This is a genomic window from Natrinema salifodinae (genome assembly GCF_900110455.1).
Lineage (GTDB): Archaea > Halobacteriota > Halobacteria > Halobacteriales > Natrialbaceae > Natrinema > Natrinema salifodinae.
Map to the genome: position 1 here is coordinate 551,374 of NZ_FOIS01000002.1, position 20,837 is coordinate 572,210.

The 20,837-nt window shown below is 65.5% G+C and carries 18 protein-coding genes; 9 read left to right on the top strand and 9 right to left on the bottom strand.

Annotated features, from left to right (window positions below; all coding sequences use genetic code 11):
* Positions 1 to 100 precede the first annotated feature (100 nt).
* The 6 genes from BMY29_RS08085 to BMY29_RS08110 all read left to right on the top strand — a co-directional run bounded on the left by BMY29_RS08085 (position 101) and on the right by BMY29_RS08110 (position 4,770).
* Positions 101 to 1,297 carry an ATP-NAD kinase family protein gene (locus BMY29_RS08085; protein ID WP_049988670.1) on the top strand — a complete coding sequence of 399 codons (1,197 nt, stop codon included), beginning with the start codon at positions 101 to 103 and terminating at the stop codon, positions 1,295 to 1,297.
* A gap of 128 nt (positions 1,298 to 1,425) precedes the next feature.
* On the top strand, positions 1,426 to 2,457 hold the full coding sequence (locus tag BMY29_RS08090; protein ID WP_049988671.1) for a phosphate signaling complex PhoU family protein: 1,032 nt from the start codon (positions 1,426 to 1,428) through the stop codon (positions 2,455 to 2,457).
* 139 nt (positions 2,458 to 2,596) lie between these two features.
* The gene (locus BMY29_RS08095) at positions 2,597 to 2,782 is read left to right on the top strand and encodes a DUF7525 family protein (RefSeq protein ID WP_049988672.1); all 186 of its coding nucleotides are present in this window, start codon (positions 2,597 to 2,599) and stop codon (positions 2,780 to 2,782) included.
* Positions 2,783 to 2,978: 196 nt separating this feature from the next.
* A complete protein-coding gene (locus BMY29_RS08100; RefSeq protein WP_049988673.1) occupies positions 2,979 to 3,203 on the top strand; it encodes a DUF7123 family protein in 225 nt (74 codons plus the stop codon).
* 166 nt (positions 3,204 to 3,369) lie between these two features.
* The gene (locus BMY29_RS08105; RefSeq protein WP_049988674.1) at positions 3,370 to 3,804 is read left to right on the top strand and encodes an SRPBCC family protein; all 435 of its coding nucleotides are present in this window, start codon (positions 3,370 to 3,372) and stop codon (positions 3,802 to 3,804) included.
* Between the two features lie 39 nt (positions 3,805 to 3,843).
* Positions 3,844 to 4,770, top strand: coding sequence for a carbon-nitrogen family hydrolase (locus tag BMY29_RS08110; protein ID WP_081985402.1), 927 nt, complete (start codon positions 3,844 to 3,846; stop codon positions 4,768 to 4,770).
* Positions 4,771 to 5,159: 389 nt separating this feature from the next.
* Here the strand turns inward: BMY29_RS08110 and glmU are convergent, their stop codons facing one another.
* The 5 genes from glmU to BMY29_RS08135 all read right to left on the bottom strand — a co-directional run bounded on the left by glmU (position 5,160) and on the right by BMY29_RS08135 (position 11,049).
* The gene (gene glmU / locus BMY29_RS08115) at positions 5,160 to 6,341 is read right to left on the bottom strand and encodes a bifunctional sugar-1-phosphate nucleotidylyltransferase/acetyltransferase (protein WP_049988742.1); all 1,182 of its coding nucleotides are present in this window, start codon (positions 6,339 to 6,341) and stop codon (positions 5,160 to 5,162) included.
* Positions 6,342 to 6,445: 104 nt separating this feature from the next.
* Positions 6,446 to 7,987 (bottom strand): aldehyde dehydrogenase family protein, encoded by a 1,542-nt coding sequence (locus BMY29_RS08120; RefSeq protein WP_049988675.1) that lies wholly within the window; start codon positions 7,985 to 7,987, stop codon positions 6,446 to 6,448.
* A gap of 76 nt (positions 7,988 to 8,063) precedes the next feature.
* Positions 8,064 to 9,194 carry an acyltransferase gene (locus BMY29_RS08125; protein ID WP_049988676.1) on the bottom strand — a complete coding sequence of 377 codons (1,131 nt, stop codon included), beginning with the start codon at positions 9,192 to 9,194 and terminating at the stop codon, positions 8,064 to 8,066.
* A 407-nt stretch (positions 9,195 to 9,601) separates the two neighbouring features.
* The gene (locus BMY29_RS08130) at positions 9,602 to 10,123 is read right to left on the bottom strand and encodes a hypothetical protein (protein ID WP_049988677.1); all 522 of its coding nucleotides are present in this window, start codon (positions 10,121 to 10,123) and stop codon (positions 9,602 to 9,604) included.
* Between the two features lie 119 nt (positions 10,124 to 10,242).
* Positions 10,243 to 11,049, bottom strand: a complete 807-nt coding sequence (locus BMY29_RS08135) for an RIO1 family regulatory kinase/ATPase domain-containing protein (RefSeq protein ID WP_049988678.1) — start codon at positions 11,047 to 11,049, stop codon at positions 10,243 to 10,245.
* 189 nt (positions 11,050 to 11,238) lie between these two features.
* On the opposite strand from BMY29_RS08135, the gene BMY29_RS08140 reads away from it, so the two are divergent.
* Both BMY29_RS08140 and BMY29_RS08145 read left to right on the top strand, forming a co-directional pair.
* Complete coding sequence (locus BMY29_RS08140) at positions 11,239 to 12,384, top strand: DUF7544 domain-containing protein (RefSeq protein WP_049988679.1); 1,146 nt, start codon at positions 11,239 to 11,241, stop codon at positions 12,382 to 12,384.
* Between the two features lie 90 nt (positions 12,385 to 12,474).
* A complete protein-coding gene (locus BMY29_RS08145; RefSeq protein WP_049988680.1) occupies positions 12,475 to 13,617 on the top strand; it encodes an acyl-CoA dehydrogenase family protein in 1,143 nt (380 codons plus the stop codon).
* 92 nt (positions 13,618 to 13,709) lie between these two features.
* Here BMY29_RS08145 and BMY29_RS08150 read toward each other — a convergent pair whose 3' ends face one another.
* The 3 genes from BMY29_RS08150 to BMY29_RS08160 all read right to left on the bottom strand — a co-directional run bounded on the left by BMY29_RS08150 (position 13,710) and on the right by BMY29_RS08160 (position 16,916).
* Complete coding sequence (locus BMY29_RS08150; protein ID WP_049988681.1) at positions 13,710 to 14,522, bottom strand: DUF6517 family protein; 813 nt, start codon at positions 14,520 to 14,522, stop codon at positions 13,710 to 13,712.
* Positions 14,523 to 14,689: 167 nt separating this feature from the next.
* Entirely contained in the window at positions 14,690 to 15,946 is a 1,257-nt protein-coding gene (locus BMY29_RS08155) for a Glu/Leu/Phe/Val family dehydrogenase (RefSeq protein WP_049988682.1), read from the bottom strand.
* Positions 15,947 to 16,046: 100 nt separating this feature from the next.
* Positions 16,047 to 16,916 carry an HpcH/HpaI aldolase/citrate lyase family protein gene (locus BMY29_RS08160; protein WP_049988743.1) on the bottom strand — a complete coding sequence of 290 codons (870 nt, stop codon included), beginning with the start codon at positions 16,914 to 16,916 and terminating at the stop codon, positions 16,047 to 16,049.
* 1,116 nt (positions 16,917 to 18,032) lie between these two features.
* Here BMY29_RS08160 and BMY29_RS08165 point away from each other — a divergent pair.
* Positions 18,033 to 19,319: a Cdc6/Cdc18 family protein gene (locus BMY29_RS08165; RefSeq protein WP_049988683.1), complete on the top strand. Its 1,287-nt coding sequence runs from the start codon at positions 18,033 to 18,035 to the stop codon at positions 19,317 to 19,319.
* A gap of 190 nt (positions 19,320 to 19,509) precedes the next feature.
* On the opposite strand, the gene gdhB is transcribed toward BMY29_RS08165, so the two are convergent.
* Complete coding sequence (gdhB, locus tag BMY29_RS08170; protein WP_049988684.1) at positions 19,510 to 20,787, bottom strand: glutamate dehydrogenase GdhB; 1,278 nt, start codon at positions 20,785 to 20,787, stop codon at positions 19,510 to 19,512.
* Between the last annotated feature and the right edge of the window lie 50 nt (positions 20,788 to 20,837).

The following is a 20,837-nucleotide window of genomic DNA, read 5'->3' on the forward strand; positions in this document are numbered from 1 at the left end:
AATCTTTCAGAAACCGAGCCAGTCGCCGCGACGTCGGCGATCCGGACGCCTCGTCGGCGGACGCGACACGGCTTTCAGACTGGCGTCGCCATACACCGGTATGGAGTCCATCGGCGTCGTCGTCAACCCGATCGCGGGGATGGGCGGTCGGGTCGGACTGAAGGGCACTGACGGGAAACTCGACGAGGCGCGCCGCCGCGGAGCCGAACCCCGAGCGCCCGAGCGAGCGCGCCAGGCGCTGCGATCGCTTCACCGCCGCGAACCAGCCCTCACCGTCTACACGGCCGCCGGCGTGCTGGGCGAGCGAGCGGTGCGGGACGCCGGGTACGAGCCCGTGGTGGTCTACGATCCGGCGGGCGCGGAGGCAGATGTGGATGCGGGGGCGGGGGCGGAGATCGACGGCGCGACCGATCGCGGACCGGCCGATCCGGCGCGACCGGACGACCCCGGCGACGCCGAGACGACGGCGGACGATACCCGTGCGGCCGTCCGGGCGATGCTCGATCGAGGCGTCGACCTCCTGCTCTTCGTCGGCGGCGACGGGACCGCGGTCGACGTCGCCGAGGTGCTCGAAGACGCGGACGCCGCCGAAACGCCGATGCTCGGCGTGCCGGCCGGGGTCAAGATCTACTCGTCGGCGTTCGGCGTGACGCCGGCCGACGCCGGGCGGATCGCCGCCGAGTTCGACCGCGTCGAGGACCGCGAGGTCAACGACATCGACGAGGACGCCTATCGCGACGGGGAAGTCCGAACGGAGCTGAAAGCCGTCGTCCCGGTTCCCGTCGCGCCGGACGTCCAGGCGAGCAAACAGGTTTCGAGCGGCAGCGTCGACGCCCTGGCTTCGGGAGTCGCTCGCGAGGTCGAGCCGGGTCGCACCTACGTCTTCGGCCCCGGTAGTACGGTCGGTGCGATCGAGGCGGAACTCGGGATCGACCCGTCGCCACTGGGAGTCGACGTGTGGCGCGCCGCCGAAGCCGAGTCGAACGGACGGCGAGGCGACGTCCTCGCCGCGGATGCCGCCGAATCCGAGATCCTCGCCGTCCTCGAAGACCCGGTGACGATCGTCGTTTCCCCGATCGGCGGGCAGGGCTTTCTCTTCGGCCGGGGGAACCACCAGATCTCGCCGTCGGTGATCCGCCGAGCCGACGAGATCGAGGTCGTCGCCGCGGCGGAGAAACTCGACGGGATCGACGCGCTGCGCGTCGACACCGACGACGAGGACCTCGACGAGGACCTCCGCGGCTGGACGCGGGTTCGGACCGGCCGGTTCACGACGCGCCTGGTCACCGTCGTCTGAGCGGTGCCGGCCGCCAACGTGTTTAAGGGACGTGCCGAAATGCCCTCTCGACCTAACCATATAACCATTCATCCCCAGATAATGAGCATATAGTCAAGATTAAGGTCGAGACCGGTGTATGGGATGCCATGGAAACGCGGAAAGTGCAGCGACTCGGTCCGTCGACGCTCGCGATGACCCTCCCCGCGGAGTGGGCGTCCGAACACGATGTCGAGAAGGGCGACGAGGTGTCGCTGCGGACCAGCGGCAAGGGCACCCTGACCGTGATGCCCGAATCCGCGAGCTCGGAGGAGACGGAGGCGATCATCCACACCGACGACCTCGACGCCGATGCCGTCGAACGCGCGATCGTCGCCCAGTACGTTCTCGGTCGACGCATCATCCGCATCGAGCGCGAGGACGGCGCCCTCGAGTCGGCCCACATCAACGCGGTCTACCAGGCCGAGACCCAGTTGATGGGGCTGGGCGTCATCGAGGAGACCCCCGAAAGCATCTCGATCCGTTGTTCCGTCGACCCCGAGGACTTCACGCTCGACAACCTTCTCGAACGGCTCGAGCGGACCGGCCAGACCATGCGCGGCGAGGGGATCAAGGCCCTGGCCCACGGGAACCCCGACTTAGCCCAACGAGCGCTGAACCGGGAGCGCCAGGCGAACAAGATCTTCGTCCTGCTGCTGCGATTGATTTTCACGGCCTACCAGAACCCGAACCTCGCGCGGGCGGTCGGTCTGAACAGCGGCTTCCCGCTGATCGGCTACCGGTCGATCGCGAAGAACCTCGAGCTGACCGCCGACAACGCCGAGGATATCGCCGAAATCGTCATCGAGACCGAGGGCCACGCCTTGAACGTCGAGGGATCGGTGATGCGGGACATCCGCGAGCTAAACGACATCGTCGACGAGATCATGTCCAAGGCGGTCGAGGCAGCCGTCGAGCGCGATTACGACAAGTGGACGGAAGTCCAGCGGCTGTTCCACGACATCTCCGAGCGCGAGCAGGAGATTCTCGCGGAGCTCCCGGAGATGTCAAACGAGGAACTGCTGCGGATCCGAGAGGTGCTCGTTAGCCTCCAGCAAACCGCCCAGTACGCCATGCGTAACGCCGAGATTGCGGCGAACCTGGCGCTCAACGAGGAGTCCGAGCACACGACGATCAAGTAGCGAGCGAGCAGGTCGTCGCAGCGCCCGATTACCCGTCCCCGTTCCGAGCAATTCCGTTCCGTTCGCGATTTTCGCGTCGTCGGCCGTCATTCGCTCAGGAAAGAGAGAAGTTAAGACACCCCACACACAACGCCCGGACATGGCTACGGAATCCGAGTCGACGGACAAGGGTGTTGGACTCGCGCTCGCGTTGAGTGCACTCGCAGTGATCGGCGCGCTGGTGATGGTAACCGGCGCACCGGAGCCGACGGCGGCCTGGGGCTTCGCCGCGGCCGTGCTCTTTAGTTCGCTGGCGGTCGTCGGCATCCACCTCTACTGGGACTGAGCGCACTGCGCGGCGACGGCCGCAATCGAACCGGACGATCGACGGTCGACGATCGGTTACCGACCGGATCGCGTCGCGCTCTCCACACACCGAGACAGCCGTGTCCGCGCATCGATCCACACCGATCCGCGTCGAACCGGCCCGTAACGGCCGTTAAGAGTTAAGACCGACGCCCCCCTAGCCGAACGTACGGACGATGACCGACTACTCCGACGAAGAGCAGCGGATCCTCTCGTACCTCCGCGAGAGCGCCGCCCGCGGCGAGCAGTACTTCCGGGCGAAGAATATCGCAAACGCGATCGGACTCTCGTCGAAACAGGTCGGCGCTCGGCTGCCGCATCTCGCGGAAAAGGCCGACGAAGTCGACATCGAGAAGTGGGGCCGCGCTCGCTCGACGACCTGGCGCGTCACGATCAGCTGAGCGACGGTCTCGATCGGCGGCTCCGCTTCTTCCATCGGACTCCGACGGTCCGAGCCGAGCGCCTGGCCCCAGCGACGGCGCTCGCGGCGACGTCGCACCGCCGCCCGATCGCGACTCCGTCGCGCGGTCCACGGTCTTTTTATCCGACAACCCCACACGTACGGGCATGACTGTACGGGTCGACCGGTCGTTCGACGTGTCGGCGCCGCCGGAGCGCGTCTGGGAGTTCATCGCCGATCCCGAGAACCGCGCCCGGGCGATCAGCGTCGTCGAGGAGTACTCCATCGACGATCCGGACGGGCGGCGAGTGACCTGGCAGGTGTCGCTGCCGATCCCCCTCGTCCGGAAGACGGTTCGCGTCGACACCGAAGACGTCACGCGCAGACCGCCGGAGTTCGTCAAGTTCGTCGGGAAATCGAAGGTGCTGAAGGTCACCGGCGAACACGAGATCGTCGAAACCGGGACCGGCTCCCGCCTCGAGAACCACTTCATCGTCGACGGCAAGCTCCCAGGCGTCGAGAAGTTCTTCAAGCGCAACCTCGACGCCGAACTAGCGAACCTCCGCCGAGACCTCGAACGGGACTTGGAGACGGGACAGTAACGGTCACGGTTACGTTCCTGGAGCGGCCATAGAGTGAGTATGTCGACCGATACGGACGCCGATCTCGAGTCCGAATCCGAGACCGGAGCCGGGCCTGGTGCCGAAACGGATCCCGGGGCTGGAACCCGCAGAACCCAAACGGAAACAGGGACCGGTAATGGACTCTCCCTCGCACTCGCGCAGATTCACGTCGAGGCCGGCGACGTCGAGGCGAACGTCGAGCGAGCGCTCGCGGCCGTCTCGCGAGCCGCCGACCGCGGCGCGGACCTGGTCGCGCTCCCGGAACTATTCAACGTCGGCTACTTTGCGTTCGACCGCTACGCGCGCAACGCCGAGCCGTTCGGAGGCGAGACGTTCACCCGCCTCCGGGAGGCCGCGGCCGACCGCGGGATCGCCGTCCTCGCGGGCAGCATCGTCGAGGACCTGGCAGCGACCGACTCCGTCGCGACCCCCGCCGACGAGGGCCTGGCCAACACCGCCGCGCTGTTCGACGCCGACGGCGAGTTACAACTGGTCTACCGGAAACACCACCTGTTCGGCTACGAGTCGGCGGAATCGGAGCTGCTCGTCCCCGGCGAGCGCCTCGAGACGGCCGCGATCGGCGACGTCACCGTCGGCGTGACGACCTGCTACGACCTGCGGTTTCCGGAGCTCTACCGCGAACTGATCGACGCCGGCGCAGAACTGCTCCTCGTCCCGAGCGCCTGGCCCTATCCGCGCATCGAACACTGGCAGACGCTCTCGCGGGCCCGCGCGATCGAGAACCAGGCCTACGTCGCGACGATCAACGGATCGGGCGAGTTCGACGACGCTACGCTGCTGGGTCGCTCGAGCGTCTACGATCCGTGGGGCGTCTCGCTGGCTTCGAGCGGCGACGAGCCGGCGCTGGTGACGACGGAGATCGAGCCGACGACGGTCGCGGACGTCCGCAAGGAGTTTCCGGCGCTGCGGGACCGGCGGCTGTAACGGTCGGTCGATCGCACCCCGCGTCGGCGGGCCTCGCGATCGGCGCGAACTCGTGGGTGCCGACCGCTGACTTTTTGGTGTGGCGGGCCTTTTGTTCGCGTGCCGGCAAAGGCGCTTTTCACGTCAGACCCGGCATTGCGCGTCGCTCCGGCCCGTCGCACGCTCGGTTCCCGGGAACCGAGCGCCACGCCCGCACCCGTCTCCTCGCCTTCATCCACGTCCCACCTTTCGGCGCTTTGGTTCTCGACCGAGCAGTAGGAACGCCGCCGGTAGGCAGACCGCTACCTGACAGAAGCAACGAGAGTAACGAGCAACAGCACCTGCGATCGGATTCGGACCCGAAGCGGCCGGACCGACGGTTCCGAAGTCCGGTCGACGGCCGGGTTCGGTTACCGGTCCCGATCGACTGTCTCGCCTGGTAGCGTCGTCGCGCCGGTATCGAGTTTCAGGCCGGGCGTGAGGCTCGCGTTGATCCCGGTCTTGACGCCGTCACCGGCGACGACGCCGAACTTCCGTCGCCCGGTCGAGACCCGCTCGCCCTTGACGGTGAATCGAATGTCGTCCTCGTCGTGTCGGAGGTTCGCGACGTTCGTTCCAGCCCCAAAATTCACGTCCCGACCGAGCACGCTGTCGCCGACGTACGAGAGGTGGCTGACCGACGCCCCGCGCGAGAGCACGCTGTTTTTGACCTCGGCCGCGTGGCCGACCTTCGCGTCTGGGCCGACCAGCGTCGTCCCGCGGACGTAGGCGTTCGGTCCGACGGTCGCACCCTCGCGGATCAGCGCCGGTCCCTCGATCACGACGCCTGGTTTCACCGTCGCGCCCGCCTCGACGACCACGTTGCCCTGGATCGTCGCACCGTCACTGACGTCACCGTCGATGCGGCGCTCGAGCTCGCCGAGCATCCACTCGTTGGCCTCGAGCAGTTCCCAGGGGCGGCCGACGTCCAGCCAGCGCTCGAGCGTGACGGGAGTGACGTCGTACGCGTCGATCACTTGCGAGACGACGTCGGTGATCTCGCGCTCGCCGCGCTCGCTCTCGGAGACCTCGAGCCACTCGCGGGCCTTGGCGGGAAACGCGTAGGCGCCGGCGTTGGCGAGGTTCGTCGGCGGATCCGCAGGCTTCTCGACGATTTTCGTCACCCGGCCGGCCGCGGTGCTGAGCACGCCGTAATTGCTCGGCTCGTCGACCTCGATCGCACAGACAGCCGGACACGTGTCGAACAGGTCGGCGATCGCGGCCGGATCGTAGAGGTTGTCGCCGTTCAGGACGGCGAACGGGCCCTCGAGGTGATCGCGCGCGGCGTTGACCGCGTCGGCCGTGCCCGCCTGGTCCTCCTGAACGGCGTAAGAAACGGGGACATCGCGGTACTCGTCGCCGAAGTAGTTCCGGATCATCTCGCCCTCGTAGCCGATCACGAGCACGATCTCGTCGGCCCCGGCGTCGATCGCCGCGTCGACGGTGTGAGCCGCGAGCGGTCGGTCGGCGACCGGCAGCATCGGCTTCGGAATCGATTCCGACAGCGGTCGCATCCGTGTTCCCTGACCCGCCGCGAGAACGACTGCTTTCATATCCGCCTCTTCCATGAATAATCGGATAAGGGATTCGCTCGCCGTCGCGCTCCGAAGCCGCGACGCGGGCCCCGATCGATGGCCCTCGGATCGTTTCGGCGAACTCAGTCCTCGGAGGTCTTGATGTCGGCTGACAGCCCCTGTGCCATCTCGATGTCTTTCGAGTTGTTCATCGTCCAGGCGGTGCGCTCGGTGACGGCCTCGATGGCTTCGCGCGCGCTGGGGTAGCCGTTGCCGGACTTCTTGACGCCGCCGAACGGCAGCTGGACCTCCGCGCCGATACACGGCAGGTTCGCGTACGCCAGGCCGAGGTCGGCGCGGTCGCGGAAGTAGTTGAGCTGGCGGTAGTCCTCCGAGATGATCGCGCCCGCCAGGCCGTAGGGAGTGTCGTTGTGGATCTCGACGGCGTCCTCGATGTCCCCGGAGTACTCGATGAGGGCGACGTGGGGGCCGAAACACTCCTCGTTGAGACAGCGCAGATCGGACTCGTAGTCGATCTCGTAGACGAACGGGCCGACCCAGTGGCCGTTCGCGTGACCCTCGGGAATCTCCTCGTCTTCGAGTTCGAACCGGTCGACCAGAACGTTCGCGCCCTCCTCGCGGGCGAGTTCGTTGTGCTGGCGGATCTTCTCGACGTGGTCGGCCTCGATGGCTGGACCCATGAAGGTGTCCTCGTCGAGCGGGTCGCCGACCGCGACGTCTTCCGCGATGTCGACGAATCGTTCCGTGAACTCGTCGTAGACGTCCTCGTGGACGATCAGGCGCTCGCTCGAAACGCAGCGCTGGCCGGTCGTCTTGAAGCTCGACATGACGGCCGAGTGGACGGCGACGTCCATGTCCGCCGCCTCGGTGACGACGATCCCGTTCTTGCCGCCCATCTCGCAGGCCGCGAGCTTCCCGGTCTCGCCGCCGACCTTGCCGGCGATTTCGTGGCCGACCTCCGCCGAGCCGGTGAACAGCACGGTATCGACGCGCTCGTCGTCGGTGATGGCCGCGCCGGCGTCGCCAAAGCCCTGAACCATATTGAACACGCCCTCCGGAATCCCGGCGTCCTCGAACATCTCGGCGATGACCTGGCCACACCAGGGCGTCTGCTCGGCGGGCTTCCAGACGACCGTGTTGCCCTCGACTAAGGCGATAGCCATGTGCCAGAAGGGGATCGCGACCGGGAAGTTCCACGGCGTGATACAGCCGACGACGCCCCGCGGTTTGCGTCGCATGTACGAATCCTTACCTGCAACCTCCGAGGGAACGACGTCGCCGTGGGGGTGGCGTGCGTTGCCAGCGGCCCACTCGACCATGTGCCAGGCCTCGGTGACGTCGGCCTTGCCCTCCGAGATCTCCTTGCCGCACTCCTTGGTGACGATCTCCCCGAGTTCCTCGTGGCGGTCTCGGAGTTCGTGGTAGATGTCCCAGAGGTACTCCGCGCGGTCGATGTAGGACAAGGAGCGCCACTCCTCCTGAGCGTCTTCGGCGGCCGCGAGGGCCGCATCGACGTCCGCCTCGGTTCCGCGTTGGAACGTCGCCAGCGTCTCCCCGGTGGCGGGGTTCTCGCTCTCGAAGGTATCGCCGCCGTCGCCGCCTCCGTCGGTCCACTCGCCGCCGATGTAGTGGCCGTGTACTTGTTCGGTGACTTGCTGGCTCATACTAGAACGGACGGCGAGCGCGGTGAAAGTCTTGGTGGTGGTTCACACGTACCGAATCTTCGCGCGTACGGAGTCGTCAGTCCGGCGGGTGCATTCCGGTCCCGCTTCGACCGGTGTTCCGACGCCGACGGAGCCGTGGCAGGTGAGAGCCGCCGATTTCGATGAGTCCCAGCCGATGCGCCGCGAGATAGACGAGGAGGGCCCCGAAGAACGTCGCGGGGGTCAACCCGAGGTGCCAGAGAATCGCGGACCAGGTGCCGTTTCCGAGCAGCGCTTCGCCCGTCCGCTCGAGGACGTACAAGACCGGTGGGTGTGCGACGTAAATTCCGACGGCGTATTTCCCCCACGACGGTAACGGGGTGGCTTTGCCAAGGTTCGGTCGCGAGAGGAGAAAGAGGAACAGCGAGACGGTAACCAGCGCGGTCGCGATCGTGTAACTCGCCGTGTAGACGCCCTGTACAATCGTCTCTCCCGAGAAGACGTATCCCAGCACGTATCGCTCGACGAGATGGAGCGCTCCAAAGCCGACGGTCGCACCGAGATAAAGCGTGCTTCGCTCGCTACTCGGCTGCCAGTCGGACGAGTAGATGACGTAGCCGAGGCTGGTGTAGAAGAACCCGAAGAACAGCGCGTCTCTGATCTCGAACGGAACGTCCACGAACATCGTATAACTCGCTCCCAGAAGCCCGATGAGGTGGAATCCGATCGAAACCGGCAGCAGATACGCCGTCATATTCGTGACGGTAAAGAGGTAAATAAGTGCGAGCGAGAAGCCGAGCGCCGGGAGAAACCACAGGATCTCGGAGATGGAGTTCCCGTAGTAGAGCAGTTCGAGCGGCGAACCGAATTCGGCCAGTTTGAGGACGAGTTCGCTCGCGAGAGCACGATTTTCCGACTCCGCGCGAACGACGGCCCCCGCGAGAAAAACGGGCGCAGAGAGCGCCAGTCCGAACACGTAGATCGACGCGATGGTGGTCGCTCGTTTGATGAAATACTTGGTCGGATCACGGCGGGTCGTTTTGAGGGCGAAGAAGTACCCCGCCGTCACGAAAAAGAACGGAACCGCGAACCGTGCGGACGATTCTATCAGAAAATTTACTATGTTGCCGTACGCGTTAAGATCCCGAAACGGCGTCGTATGAATCGAGACGACGAACGCCATTGCGATTATTCGCATCGCATCGATACTGTGGATTCGGTTGGTCATGATTCGTGAAAATACGTTCTGAATGCGTTATTTCGGCTCGATTGACTGTTCGTCAGCCCGCAGCGTGTCTGACGAGAACACCAACAATCTGTTTCAAGAAAGTTCCGGTTAGCACCCATAACTGTACTGTCTATAATGAGCTCCTGACAAGGAGAAATCACAACCGACGATCACGTCTCTTCGGGAGCGAGTCTGCCGAGAGACCGGTCGCCGGACTGCATTCCGACCGAGACACCGAAGATCGAACCGGTGCGCCGGCGGTGCGTGTCTCTCACCGATCACGATCGTGGCGGCGTCGCGTACCTGGGTCACGATTCCGGCGCGGTTCCGGACTCGAAGACGTCCGAACTCAGTTCCCGAATCGAGTGTACTGATCCGGTCCCACGACGGGACCAGGCTGCCCGTAGCTATCGATCCTCCTCCTCACCGCGATCCTTCGTGACGGTCCGATCTCCCTCCGGTGGCGCCTCCTCGGTGTCGGGGTGGCGCTCGTCGCCCGACTCCGTCATTCCCTCCGTCGACGGTTCGAGACCCTCGCCCGTCCGGCCCTCCTCGTCCGCGGCCGGGTCGTCGGGCGTTCCCGACGGCGGCCCCATGGTCCGTTGCTCGGCGCTGTCGTCGCGGTGGTCGGTGCGCTCGTCGCGTTCGATGACGGGATCAGCGCCTTCTTCGTCCGACTCCGCCAGCGAGGCCTGGTCGTCGGCGAGTCGAATCGCGTCCGCGGTGACCTCGCCGACGGTGGCTTCGTCTAGCGGAACGATCTCCTCGTCGGCCTCCCAGTCGAGGACGGCCCGAATCGCGCTCGTCGCACCCTCGTCGACGTCGACGTACGCGGTGTCGTCCTCGGTCATCCGGACGGTCCCGAGCGACTCGCCGTCCGCCGTCTCGACCCGCTTGCCGACGTCGTCGTCGGTAAACGTCGCACACATGTCTCGGTTTAGCGCCATCCGCCGAAAACCAGTGGTGCCTGCACTGGCCTGTCAGGTAGCGTCGCGCGACCGGCGCGCGGTGACCGTTGCCGATCTCGTCGCCTGGTCGCCGCTCGTCGCTAACCGCCGAGGTCGGCTGCCTTCTCGAGTTCGCTTCGCAGCGTCGTCGAGTCGAACTCGTGGTCAGGCCGCAGCCGAACGAAATCGAGGAACTCCCGGGCCGACAGGAGCGTTTCGGGTCCGTATGCCGTCGCGGCCGCTTTGACGGCGTCGCGCGGCCCGATTCGCGGTTCGAGGACCGCGAGAGCACAGGCCAGGTCGTACGCCGTCGTCTCGGCGACGCGGTCGTCGTGGACGCTGGTCGCGTCGATGAAGTAGAACTCGTCGTCGCACAGCAGGATGTTCTCGGCCCGCAGGTCGCCGTGGGCCAGGCCGTGGTCGTGCAGCGCCGCGAGCATGTCGAACAACTCCGGCGCGCGCTCGGTGACCAGATCGTCGGAGACATCGTCGAGCGATTCGAACTCCGGGAGGAACTCGAGGACGAGCACGCCCAGGCCGTTGACTTCGAAGGCGTCGATCGGTCTGGGCGCGTTGACGCCGATTTCGCGCATGCGTTCGGTCGCCGCGTGCTCGTGTTCGACCATCTCGCGGGGCGTATCGAACCGATCAAAGAAGCCCTCGGTGCCCGAGGAGAAGGCGCCGACGTTCCGGCCGGTCGTCAGGACCGCGTGGACCAGGGCGTTCTGCCGGGAGACGATCTTGACGAACCACTCGTCGTCGATGACGCAGGGCGTCGAGAGCCAGTTGTCGGCCTCGAGGAACTCGACGCGGACGCACTCGCGGTCGTAGCGATCCGCCAGCGTACGGACGACGCGCTCGATGCGGCTCCACTCGACGGACCCTCGTGCGAGCCGGCGGATGTCCATATGTTTCAGTCATTCCCGAGGGCGTTAAATGCGTCTCGAAGTGTTACCGGCGAAACGTATCGCCGACGGGACGCGCGATTTCGATCGATGGGACCCATCGGTGCGGGTCTGTAGAACGGTCTGTCCGGAGTCTCGACCGCGATCGAGCGAACGCTACACCTATCACCCGATACATACTACTCGTATCACATGTTCGCGATCGACGACTTGAGCGACGCCATCGACGTGACGCGGGCGTTCCTGACGCCGGTCCGCCTCGGGACCTGGCTCAAACTCGCGGTCATCGTCTTCTTTCTCGGGGGCATCGGCTTCGGGAACCCGGCCTTCTCCGGCGGATTCGGCGGCGACCCAGCGCCGGGACCGGGGACAGGACCGGAGCCCGGTCCAGGGGCGATCGACGTCGGCGAATGGCTGCCGGTGCTCGTCGTCGCCGGACTCATCCTGCTGGTCGTCTGGCTGGCCTTCGCGCTCGTGGGCTCGCTCCTCGAGTTCACGTTCCTCGAGTCCCTGCGCTCGGACGACGTGCGGCTCCGACGATACACCAGGCGAAACGTCGGTCGCGGACTGTCCCTCTTCGGGTTCCGACTCGCGCTCAGCCTGGTCCTGCTGCTCGTCCTCGGGGCGCCCCTGACGGCGATCGTGTTCGCGACGGCGGGCGATGTTTCGATGGTGCTTCTGGGGCTGTACGCCCTCGTCGCGATCCCGGTGTATCTCGTCTACGCCGTCATCAACCGATTCACGACCGTATTCGTCGCGCCGACGATGCTACAGGAGGAGGTCGGCGCGCTCGACGCCTGGCGGCGGTTCTGGGAGACGCTAACCGCCAACTGGACGGAGTATCTCGCCTATCTCCTGCTCGTCTGGCTCCTCCAACTGGTCGTCAGCTTCGCGATCGGGATCCTCATGTTCGTCCTCGCGATTCCGTTCCTCCTCGTGTTCGTTCTGTTCCTGTTTATCCCATTTCTCAATCTAATCGTCCTCCTGCTTGGGATCCCGCTGTTTGTGGTGCTCGCCTTACTGGTCCAGGTGCCGGTCGTCGCGTACCTGCGCTACTACGCGCTGTTGCTTCTGGGCGACACGGACGCGGCCCTCGATCTGATTCCCGAGCAGCGTGGGGCGGTCCGCGGCGGGGGCGGTGACAGTGGCGGTAGCGGCGGCAGCGCCGGCGGTCCCGCGCAACCCGATGGGAGGGACGACGGCCGGGACACGCACGCCGACCGCGACCGGACCGAAGACGACGAGTACGATCTCTGGGGGAATTCGAACGACACCGACCCCGGCGACTCCGACGACCCCGGCGATCGCGACGATGAAAACGACCGCGGCGGCTGGTAACGGCCGCGGCGGCCGATACCGACCGCACCGACGGCCGCGACGCTGATACTCGGCGGTGCGTTTATTCCGCGCGCCGGCGAGGAGTAGCGTATGGCCGTCGACCTGCCCGACGAACACCGGATGATCCGGGAGACCGTCAGGGACTTCTGCGAGACCGAGATCGAGCCGATCGCTCAGGAGATCGAGGACGAACACCGGTTCCCGGCGGAGATCTTCGAGCAGCTCGCCGAGCTCGATATGCTGGGCGTCCCGATCGCCGAGGAGTACGGCGGCCTGGGCGGTGACACGCTCATGTACAGCCTGGTCGCCGAGGAACTCGGCCGGATCTCCGGCTCGATCGGGCTCTCCTACGTTGCACACACGTCTCTGGCTTCGAAGCCGATCGAGCGGTTCGGCACGGACGCGCAGAAAGATCGCTGGCTCCGCCCCCTCGCCGAGGGCGAGTACCTCGGCGGCTGGGCGCTGACCGAACCCGAGAGCGGCTCCGACGCATCGGACATGACCACGACCGCCCGCAAGGACGGCGACGAGTGGGTCCTCAACGGCACCAAGCAGTTCATCACGAACGCGTCCGAGGCCGGCTCGATCCTCGTTAAAGCGGTCACCGACTCCGAGGCGGGCACCGACGGCATCTCCACGTTCATCGTCGATCCCGACTCCGACGATGGGTTCGAGGTCACGACCGTCTGGGAGAAGATGGGCCTTAACGCCTCCCCGACCTGCGAGATCGCGCTCGACGACGTGCGCCTGCCCGCGGACCGCCTGCTCGGCGCCGAGGGCGACGGCTGGGAGCAGACCAAGGAGACCGTAGACGGCGGCCGTATCTCGATCGCCGCGCTCTCGACCGGCCTCGCCCAGGGCGCCTACGAACACGCGAAATCCTACAGCAAAGAGCGCGAGCAGTTCGGGCAGCCGATCTGCGAGTTCGACGCCGTCCGGGACACGATCGTCGACATGCACCGCAAGACCGAGCGCGCCAGGCTCCTGACTCGCCAGGCGGCCCGAAAAGACGATCGGGGGGAGCCGGTGACCAAGGACGCCGCGCTCGCGAAACTCGACGCCAGCGAGGCGGCCCGCGAGGTCGCCGAGGACGCGGTGCAGGTGCTCGGCGGCTACGGGTACACGACCGATTTCGCGCCACAGCGGTTCTATCGGGACGCGAAACTCATGGAGATCGGCGAGGGAACGAGCGAGATTCAACACGTCGTCATCGGCCGCGAACTCGGCCTGTAGGCGATCGAGATCTCGGCCACGGGCGGTCCCCTCCGGCCCGCGGTGGCAACTCCTCGGCCGGAGAACGGACACGACCGCGTTTCCCGGCGGTATCAGCCGAGGACGCCGTCGTCGCTCTCGTTGCCATCGGTTTCGTTCCCGCTTCCGTCGCCGCTCTTGTCGTCGTCGCTTCCGTCCGTGTTCTCGTCGTCCTCAGTACTCTCGTCCCCGCCGTCGGATTCGGAACCGCCATCGTTGTCGGACCCGCTGCTCGAGGCGTCCTCGTCGACCTCGGTCGTCACCGCTTCCGCGAGCGTCTGGACGTTCGACTCCTCCTGCATCTGGAGTCGTTCGGGATAGACGCCGATCGTCACGAGCAGGTCCTCGCCCGCTTCGACGGCCTCGGTGACGTGGACGTCGACCTCGACGCTCTGTCCGTCGAACTCCGCGTCGGCGGTGAACCGCGACTTCGTCGTCGACTGCTCGAGGATCGTGACGTCGGTATCCTCGTCGTGGGAGACGTTATCGATGCCGTCGTAGTTGCTCCGGACGAGCTCGATGAGCTCCTCGGGAGACATCTCCTCGAGGGGATTGAGTTCCCGCCCGAAGATCTCGACCTGTGGCGACGTCACGACGTTGAAGACGGCCGCGCGACGGCTCCCGAGCGGCCCCATGTCCACCTCTTTCTCGTGTTTGGTCATGTGGTTGGTGACCGTCACGGTCTCGGTCAGCGGGCCGATATCGACGTCCCGTTCGACCGGGAGCGGCTCGATTTCGGTCTGTTCGTAGCCCGTGTCCTCGCGCGCGGCCGCCTCGACGCCCGCGGGTGCGGACTCGTGTTCGTCCATCCCGATCACGCCTAGACAGCCCGAGAGGCTCGCCAGGCCAGCGGCCCCGAGCCCTGCAATCACGTGTCGCCGTTTCATTTCCCTGCACATGGCTGTTCAGTTGGTAAGTGTTTATTGGAACGGCGACCGTCTGTCAATTCGATAGGGCGATCGAGTGTCGAACGGGTGAGACCGAACGAGTTCGTCGCTAATACGTCAATTGTCGCTGGCCGCAGTCGTCGCGGGCGACGCCTGGTGCCGTCGGCTTAGGGCCAGCTGCCGCCTTCCGCGAAGGCGTCGGCGACCCGCTGGATCGCGACGACGTAGGCCGCGGTCCGGGGGTTGTCGAGGTCGTGTTCTTCGTAGGTCTCGACGAGCGAGTCGAAGGCGTCGACGATGATGCCCTCGAGTTCCTCGTTGACGCGCTCCTCGGACCAGTAGAACCGCTGGCGGTTCTGGACCCATTCGAAGTACGAGACCGTGACGCCGCCGGCGTTCGCGAGGATGTCCGGGATGACGAAGACGTCCTTCTCCTCGAGGACCTCGTCGGCCGCGGGGGTCAGTGGGCCGTTCGCGGCCTCGGAGATGACGTCGGCTTTCACGTCCTCCGCGAGGTCGGCGTCGACGGCGTTCTCGAGGGCCGCGGGGATCAGCAGATCGACGTCGAGCGTGAGCACGTCTTCGTTCGTGATCTCCTCCTCACTCTCCTCGTAGCCGACGACGCTGCCCGTCTCGTTCTTGTGTTCCTTTGCTGCAACCGGGTCGAACCCGTCGGGGTCGTAGATGCCGCCCGACGAGTCGCTGGCGGCGACGACGTGTGCACCCATTCGGTCGATCAGCTTGGCGGCAATCCAGCCGGCGTTGCCGTAGCCCTGGACGGCGACGGTCGCGCCCTCGAGGTCCTTGTCGAGGTACTCGAAAGCCTCGCGGGCGGCGATAACCGTCGAGCGGCCGGTCGCCTCGACGCGACCCTCGCTCCCGCCGGAGTCGAGCGCCTTGCCCGTGATGACGCTCGGTTCGGTGGTGTTTTCGAGGGTCTCGTAGGTGTCCTTGATCCAGTTCATCTCCCGCTGCCCAGTGTTCACGTCGGGCGCGGGGACGTCCCGGTCCTCGCCGATCATCGGCCGGAGTTCTTTGGCGAACGCGCGGGTGAGTCGCTCGAGTTCCGCCACGGAGTAGTCGGCGGGGTCGACGACGATGCCGCCCTTGCCGCCGCCGAGCGGAATGTCGACGATCGCGGTCTTGTAGGTCATCCAGCCGGACAGCGCCTTGACCTCGTCGCGGGAAACCTGCGGGTGGTAGCGGATTCCGCCCTTGTAGGGCCCGCGGTCGCCGTTGAACTGCGATCGGAAGGCCGTGAATCGCTCGAGGGAGCCGTCGTCGAGTTCGACCGTGAGGTTGGTCTCGAGAACTCGCTCCGGGTGTTTGAGCCGCTCGATAACGTCGTCGCCGACGTCGAGGTACGTCGCGGCCTCATCGATCTGTGACTGGAGGCTCTCGAACGGATTGGTATCCTCGTTCATACCAGGGTGATTCTGCCGACCCATGGATAAGCGTAGCGAATACCCGCCGCGGAATGGGACGTCCGTTCACCTAAATTAGATTAAAGACATTATATATTGGTCAATCGTTGAATTCAGTTCCGTCGGCGGCAGCTGCCCGATCGCGGATCCGTCGGGCCTGCGCGATCAACGGCGCGTCGATCATTTCGCCGTCGATCTCGAAAACGCCCCGTCCCTCGGCGTCGGCCTCTCGTTTAGCTGCCAGGACGCGCTCGGCCCACTCGCGGTCCTCCTGCGAGGGCGTGAACGCCCGGTTTATCACGTCGACCTGCGCGGGATGGATCGCCAGTTTCCCGTCGTATCCCAGCTGAATCGAGAACTCGGTGTCCTCCCGCAGAGCCGTCTCGTCCTCGAAGTCGGTGACGAGGGTGTCGATCGCCGCGCAGTCGGTCGCCGCCGCCGCGAGCACGACCCGCTCTCGCGCGTAGAGCACTTCGGTGCCCTCGTCGGTCCTGGTCGCGCCGACGTCCGCCGCGAGGTCCTCCGCACCGAAGACCAGAGCGTCGGTCGCGGGCACGGCCGCGATCTCGTCGGCCGCGAGGATCCCGCTCGCGCTCTCGAGCAGCGCGAAAACGGGGAACTCCGCGCCGTACTTCCCGAGTTCGTCGACGAGCGCGCGGACGTCGTCCGGCGAGCCGATTTTCGGGAGCATGACGGCGTCGAGGGCGACGTCCGTCCCGCCTCCGAGCAGGGCGTCGAGGTCGTCCGCGATCGAGTCGTCGGTCGCGGTGACCCGAACGCAGACCTCGCAGTCGGGATCGAACTCGGGGTCAGACAGGACACTTCGGACCGCCTCGCGGGCCTCTCCCTTGCGCGTGGGTGCGACGGCGTCCTCGAGGTCGAAGACGATCACGTCCGCCCCAGCGCCGGGTGCCTTCCGGCACAGTTCGGGGCGGTCGCCTGGCGAGAACAGGACGCTTCTGCGAGCCATGGTCTCGTCTGTGACGGCCAGGCCCAAAGCCGTAGGTGTGGCGGCGATCCGTCGGTCGGGGTCGCCGGCCGGGGCCCGGTTTCATCCCCTCCGTCCCCGTCTTCGTCGGTCGCACCCCTTGTTCAGAGTGAAAGCGCATACGCGACGCGGGGTCGTGTCGTCCGCGGCTCGACCAGGGTGATGCGCGGCTGGACTAGGGTGATCGAAACGGCGTGTCGAGACCCCACACACCCCTCGTTCAGAGTGAAAACGTCTCGCCGTCGACCGGGGCTATTTTTCACTCTGAACGGGGAGTGTGGTTTCGATTCGACGGGAACGGATCGGCGGACAGGGGGCCCACACCCCTCGTTCAGAGTGAAAGCGCGATCGACCGGGGTCGGAGCGACGACCGGACACGGATGAGACGGACCGACGTCACGAGCGATGCGGTCGGCCGCTTACTCGATTTTCCGCCGTTCAACGAGATTTACCGGGAATATCCCGCGTCTTGCTTTCGGTTTCTCACTACCGGTTCGCTTCTCGTTTCCGGTTAGTTGGTTCGGTCTCTCTACGAACGGTTCCTAGCACGGTCCTCGTTATCTAGGAACTCATTCTCTAGCTAGTTAGTACTACTACATACAAATACTACCTATACCATAACATTTAATCTATATCTAGTAGGGGAGACTCGTGACTCGAAAAAGGTTGATTCGAGAACCAATGAACTGAGAGCGGACCAGGCGGCGACCAGAGACACCGAGCACGGATCGAGCGGCGAACGGTGGTCCGGAACTCGCGTAACGAGGTGTCGGGTCGGTTTCGTTACTATCGCTTCTAGGTTCCCTGGCATCTCATTAGCCATCTCTATCCTACCTCGCCTACCTCACTCCGTCCTGCCCCGCCCCACCACACCTCGCTCCATCCCGCCCCACCCCACCTCTCGTTCTCCCGCTTTCAGTCTGAACGAGGGGTGGGGGCCACGGTGAGGAACTAAACGGGCGATTCAGTCTGCATCCGGCCGCAGTCGTCTGTTCACCTTCGCGACCGATTCGGTGCCGTTTACCCACTTCGTACGGCTGTTTATCAGTCTGAACTACCTTCCATAGTTTTATTATGTCCGTCTCCCACGACGGAGACATGGCTGAACAGACTGGTGGGGATCCGCTCTTTCAATCTCACGATCCGATCTTTAATCGGAAAGAGCTCCTCCACGTCGGTCACGTCCCGGACGAGGACCGGATCGTCGGTCGGGACGACGAGATCCAGTCGGTCGCCGCCGAAGTCGGCGCGATCACGCGCGGTGATCCGCCGAACAACGTGATGATCTACGGCAAGACCGGCACCGGAAAGAGTCTCATCTCTCGACACGTCGCGACCCGCGCCCAGGACGCCGCCCGAAGCAACGATATCGATTGCGCCGTCCTTTACGTCGACTGTTCCGAAGCGAACACCGAGACCCGCGCGACGCGCCAGCTGGCGCTCAGTTTGAAAGACCAGACCGGGTACCAGCAGAACATCCCGCTGCGGGGCGTCGGGACGATGGAGTACTACCAGCACATTTGGGGGATCCTCGAGGACTTCTTCGACGCCGTCATCGTCATCTTGGACGAGATCGACAAACTGGATAACAGCAACATTCTGATGCAACTCTCTCGCGCCCGCGAGGCCCGGAAGACGGACGCGTACATCGGCGTCATCGGCATCAGTAACAAGGTCCAGTACCGGGAGACCTTAGACGAGCGCATCGACAGCAGCTTCGGCCACCGGGAGCTGTTCTTCCACCCCTATGACGCCTCCCAACTCCGCGAGATCATGCGCAACCGCGAGGACGCCTTCCAGCCGGAGGTCTTAGAGGACGGGACGATCGAACTCTGCGCCGCCCTGGCCGCGAAGAAACACGGCGACGCGCGCAAGGCGATCGAGATTCTGAAGGAAGCTGGCGAACTCGCCCGCCGCACGGGCAGCGAGACCGTCTCGGAGGAACACATCCAGCAGGCTCAGGAGGTCGCCGAGATCAACCGTATCGAGGAACTCACCAGCGGGGCGACCGTTCACGCGAAACTCGCCCTCTACGCGCTCGCGAGTCGCATCATCACGGGCGATCGGGAAACGTACAAGACCCGCGAGATCTACAAGCGCTACGTCGGCATCTGCGATCTGGTCGCCAACGATCCGATCACCGAGAACGGGCTCTACCGTCAACTCAAGGAACAGGCCTTCCTCGGCGTCATCGAGTCCGAGAAGACCGGCGGCGGCCGCTCCCAGGGGAGCTATCTGTTGCATCGCCTGGTCACCGATCCGAAGCACATCGTCAAGGCGGTGCGCCGCGACGCCTCGCTCGAGGAGCTACCGACGTACGACCAACTTCGAGAGAACGGACAGTCGGCGGCGGATCGCGACGTCGATCTCAGTTCGTTTTCGTGAGGCCGGTCATCGACGATGGCGGAGAGTCACAAATCGGTCCGGCGGCTGCGCTTCGTCGCCGCTCCTGCGACCGGGACCCGCCCTCGCGAGCCGATTTCACTCTGAACGAGGGGTGTGGGGGAGCGGCGGTCAAGCGGATCCGGACTTCCGGGGAGCGCGAACTCCGCCGATTTCGCGGTCGGTCGGCCGCCTACGGCCAGAGTCCCCGCGCTTCGTGGGCCGCGGCGATTCGTTCGAGCGCGACGATGTAGGTGGCGTCGCGCCAGGTGACGTCACGCGACTCGTACTCCCGTCGGACGTCGGTCCACGCCCGGCGCATCTCCGTCTCGAGTTCCTCGTTGACCCGCTCGAGGCGCCAGCTTCGCCGATTGATGTCCTGGAGCCACTCGAAGTAGCTGACCGTGACGCCGCCGGCGTTGGCGATGATGTCCGGGATCACCGGGACGTCGCGCTCCTCGAAGATCTGGTCGGCCGTCGAGGTCGTCGGGCCGTTCGCCCCTTCGACGATCATATCGGCGTCGACCCCGCGGGCGTTCTCCCCGGTTAGAACGTTGCCGATCGCGGCGGGGATGAGCACGTCGACGTCGAGTTCGAGCAGTTCCTCGTTCGTGAGCGTCTCCGGAGCGTCGTACCCCGAGACCATCCCCGGGCTCTCGTCGTGTCCTTCGACGTCGCCCGTGTCGAGCCCGTCGGGGTCGTAGATCGCGCCGTCGACGTCCGAAACGGCGACGATCGAGGCGCCCAGCTCGTCGAGATAGCGGGCGGCGTTGGCGCCGACGCTGCCGAATCCCTGGACGGCGACGGCCGTTTCCGCGGGGTCCCGGTCGTAGTACGCGAGCGCCTCGCGGGTGACGATCCCGACGCTCCGTCCCGGCGCCTCCTCGCGACCGTAGGAACCGCCGACGACCGGCGGCTTTCCGGTGACGACGCCCGGTTCGGTCTGGCCCTCCTGCATCGAGTACGCGTCCATGAACCAGGCCATCGACTGCGGACCGGTCCCCATGTCGGGTGCGGGAATGTCTCTCATCGGCCCGATCATCGGGCGAAGCTCCTCGGCGAACCGACGGGTGAGCCGCTCCTTTTCGTTGGAACTGAGGTCCTTGGGGTCGACGATGACCCCGCCCTTGGCCCCACCGAACGGGATGTCCATCACCGCGCACTTCCAGGTCATCCACATCGAGAGGCCGATACACTCGTCTTCGGTGACGCCGGGGTGGTAGCGCAGTCCGCCCTTGTAGGGCCCGCGCACGCTGTCGTGGTGCGCGCGATACCCCGTGTACATCTCTTGGGATCCGTCGTCGCGCTCGAGCGGGATCGAGACCCGGTAGACGCTCGTGGGGTGGCGCAGCCGTTCGATCACCCCCTCGTCGATGTCGAGGTGGGCGGCCGCGCGCTCGAGTTGGCGACGGGCTGTTTCGACGGCGCTCTCCGTCTCGTCCGGTTCGGTTGTGGAATCGGTCGTTGTCATCGTAGATTGAGTGAGTCAAGCGGAACGGGTGGCCGATCGGGCCGCCACGC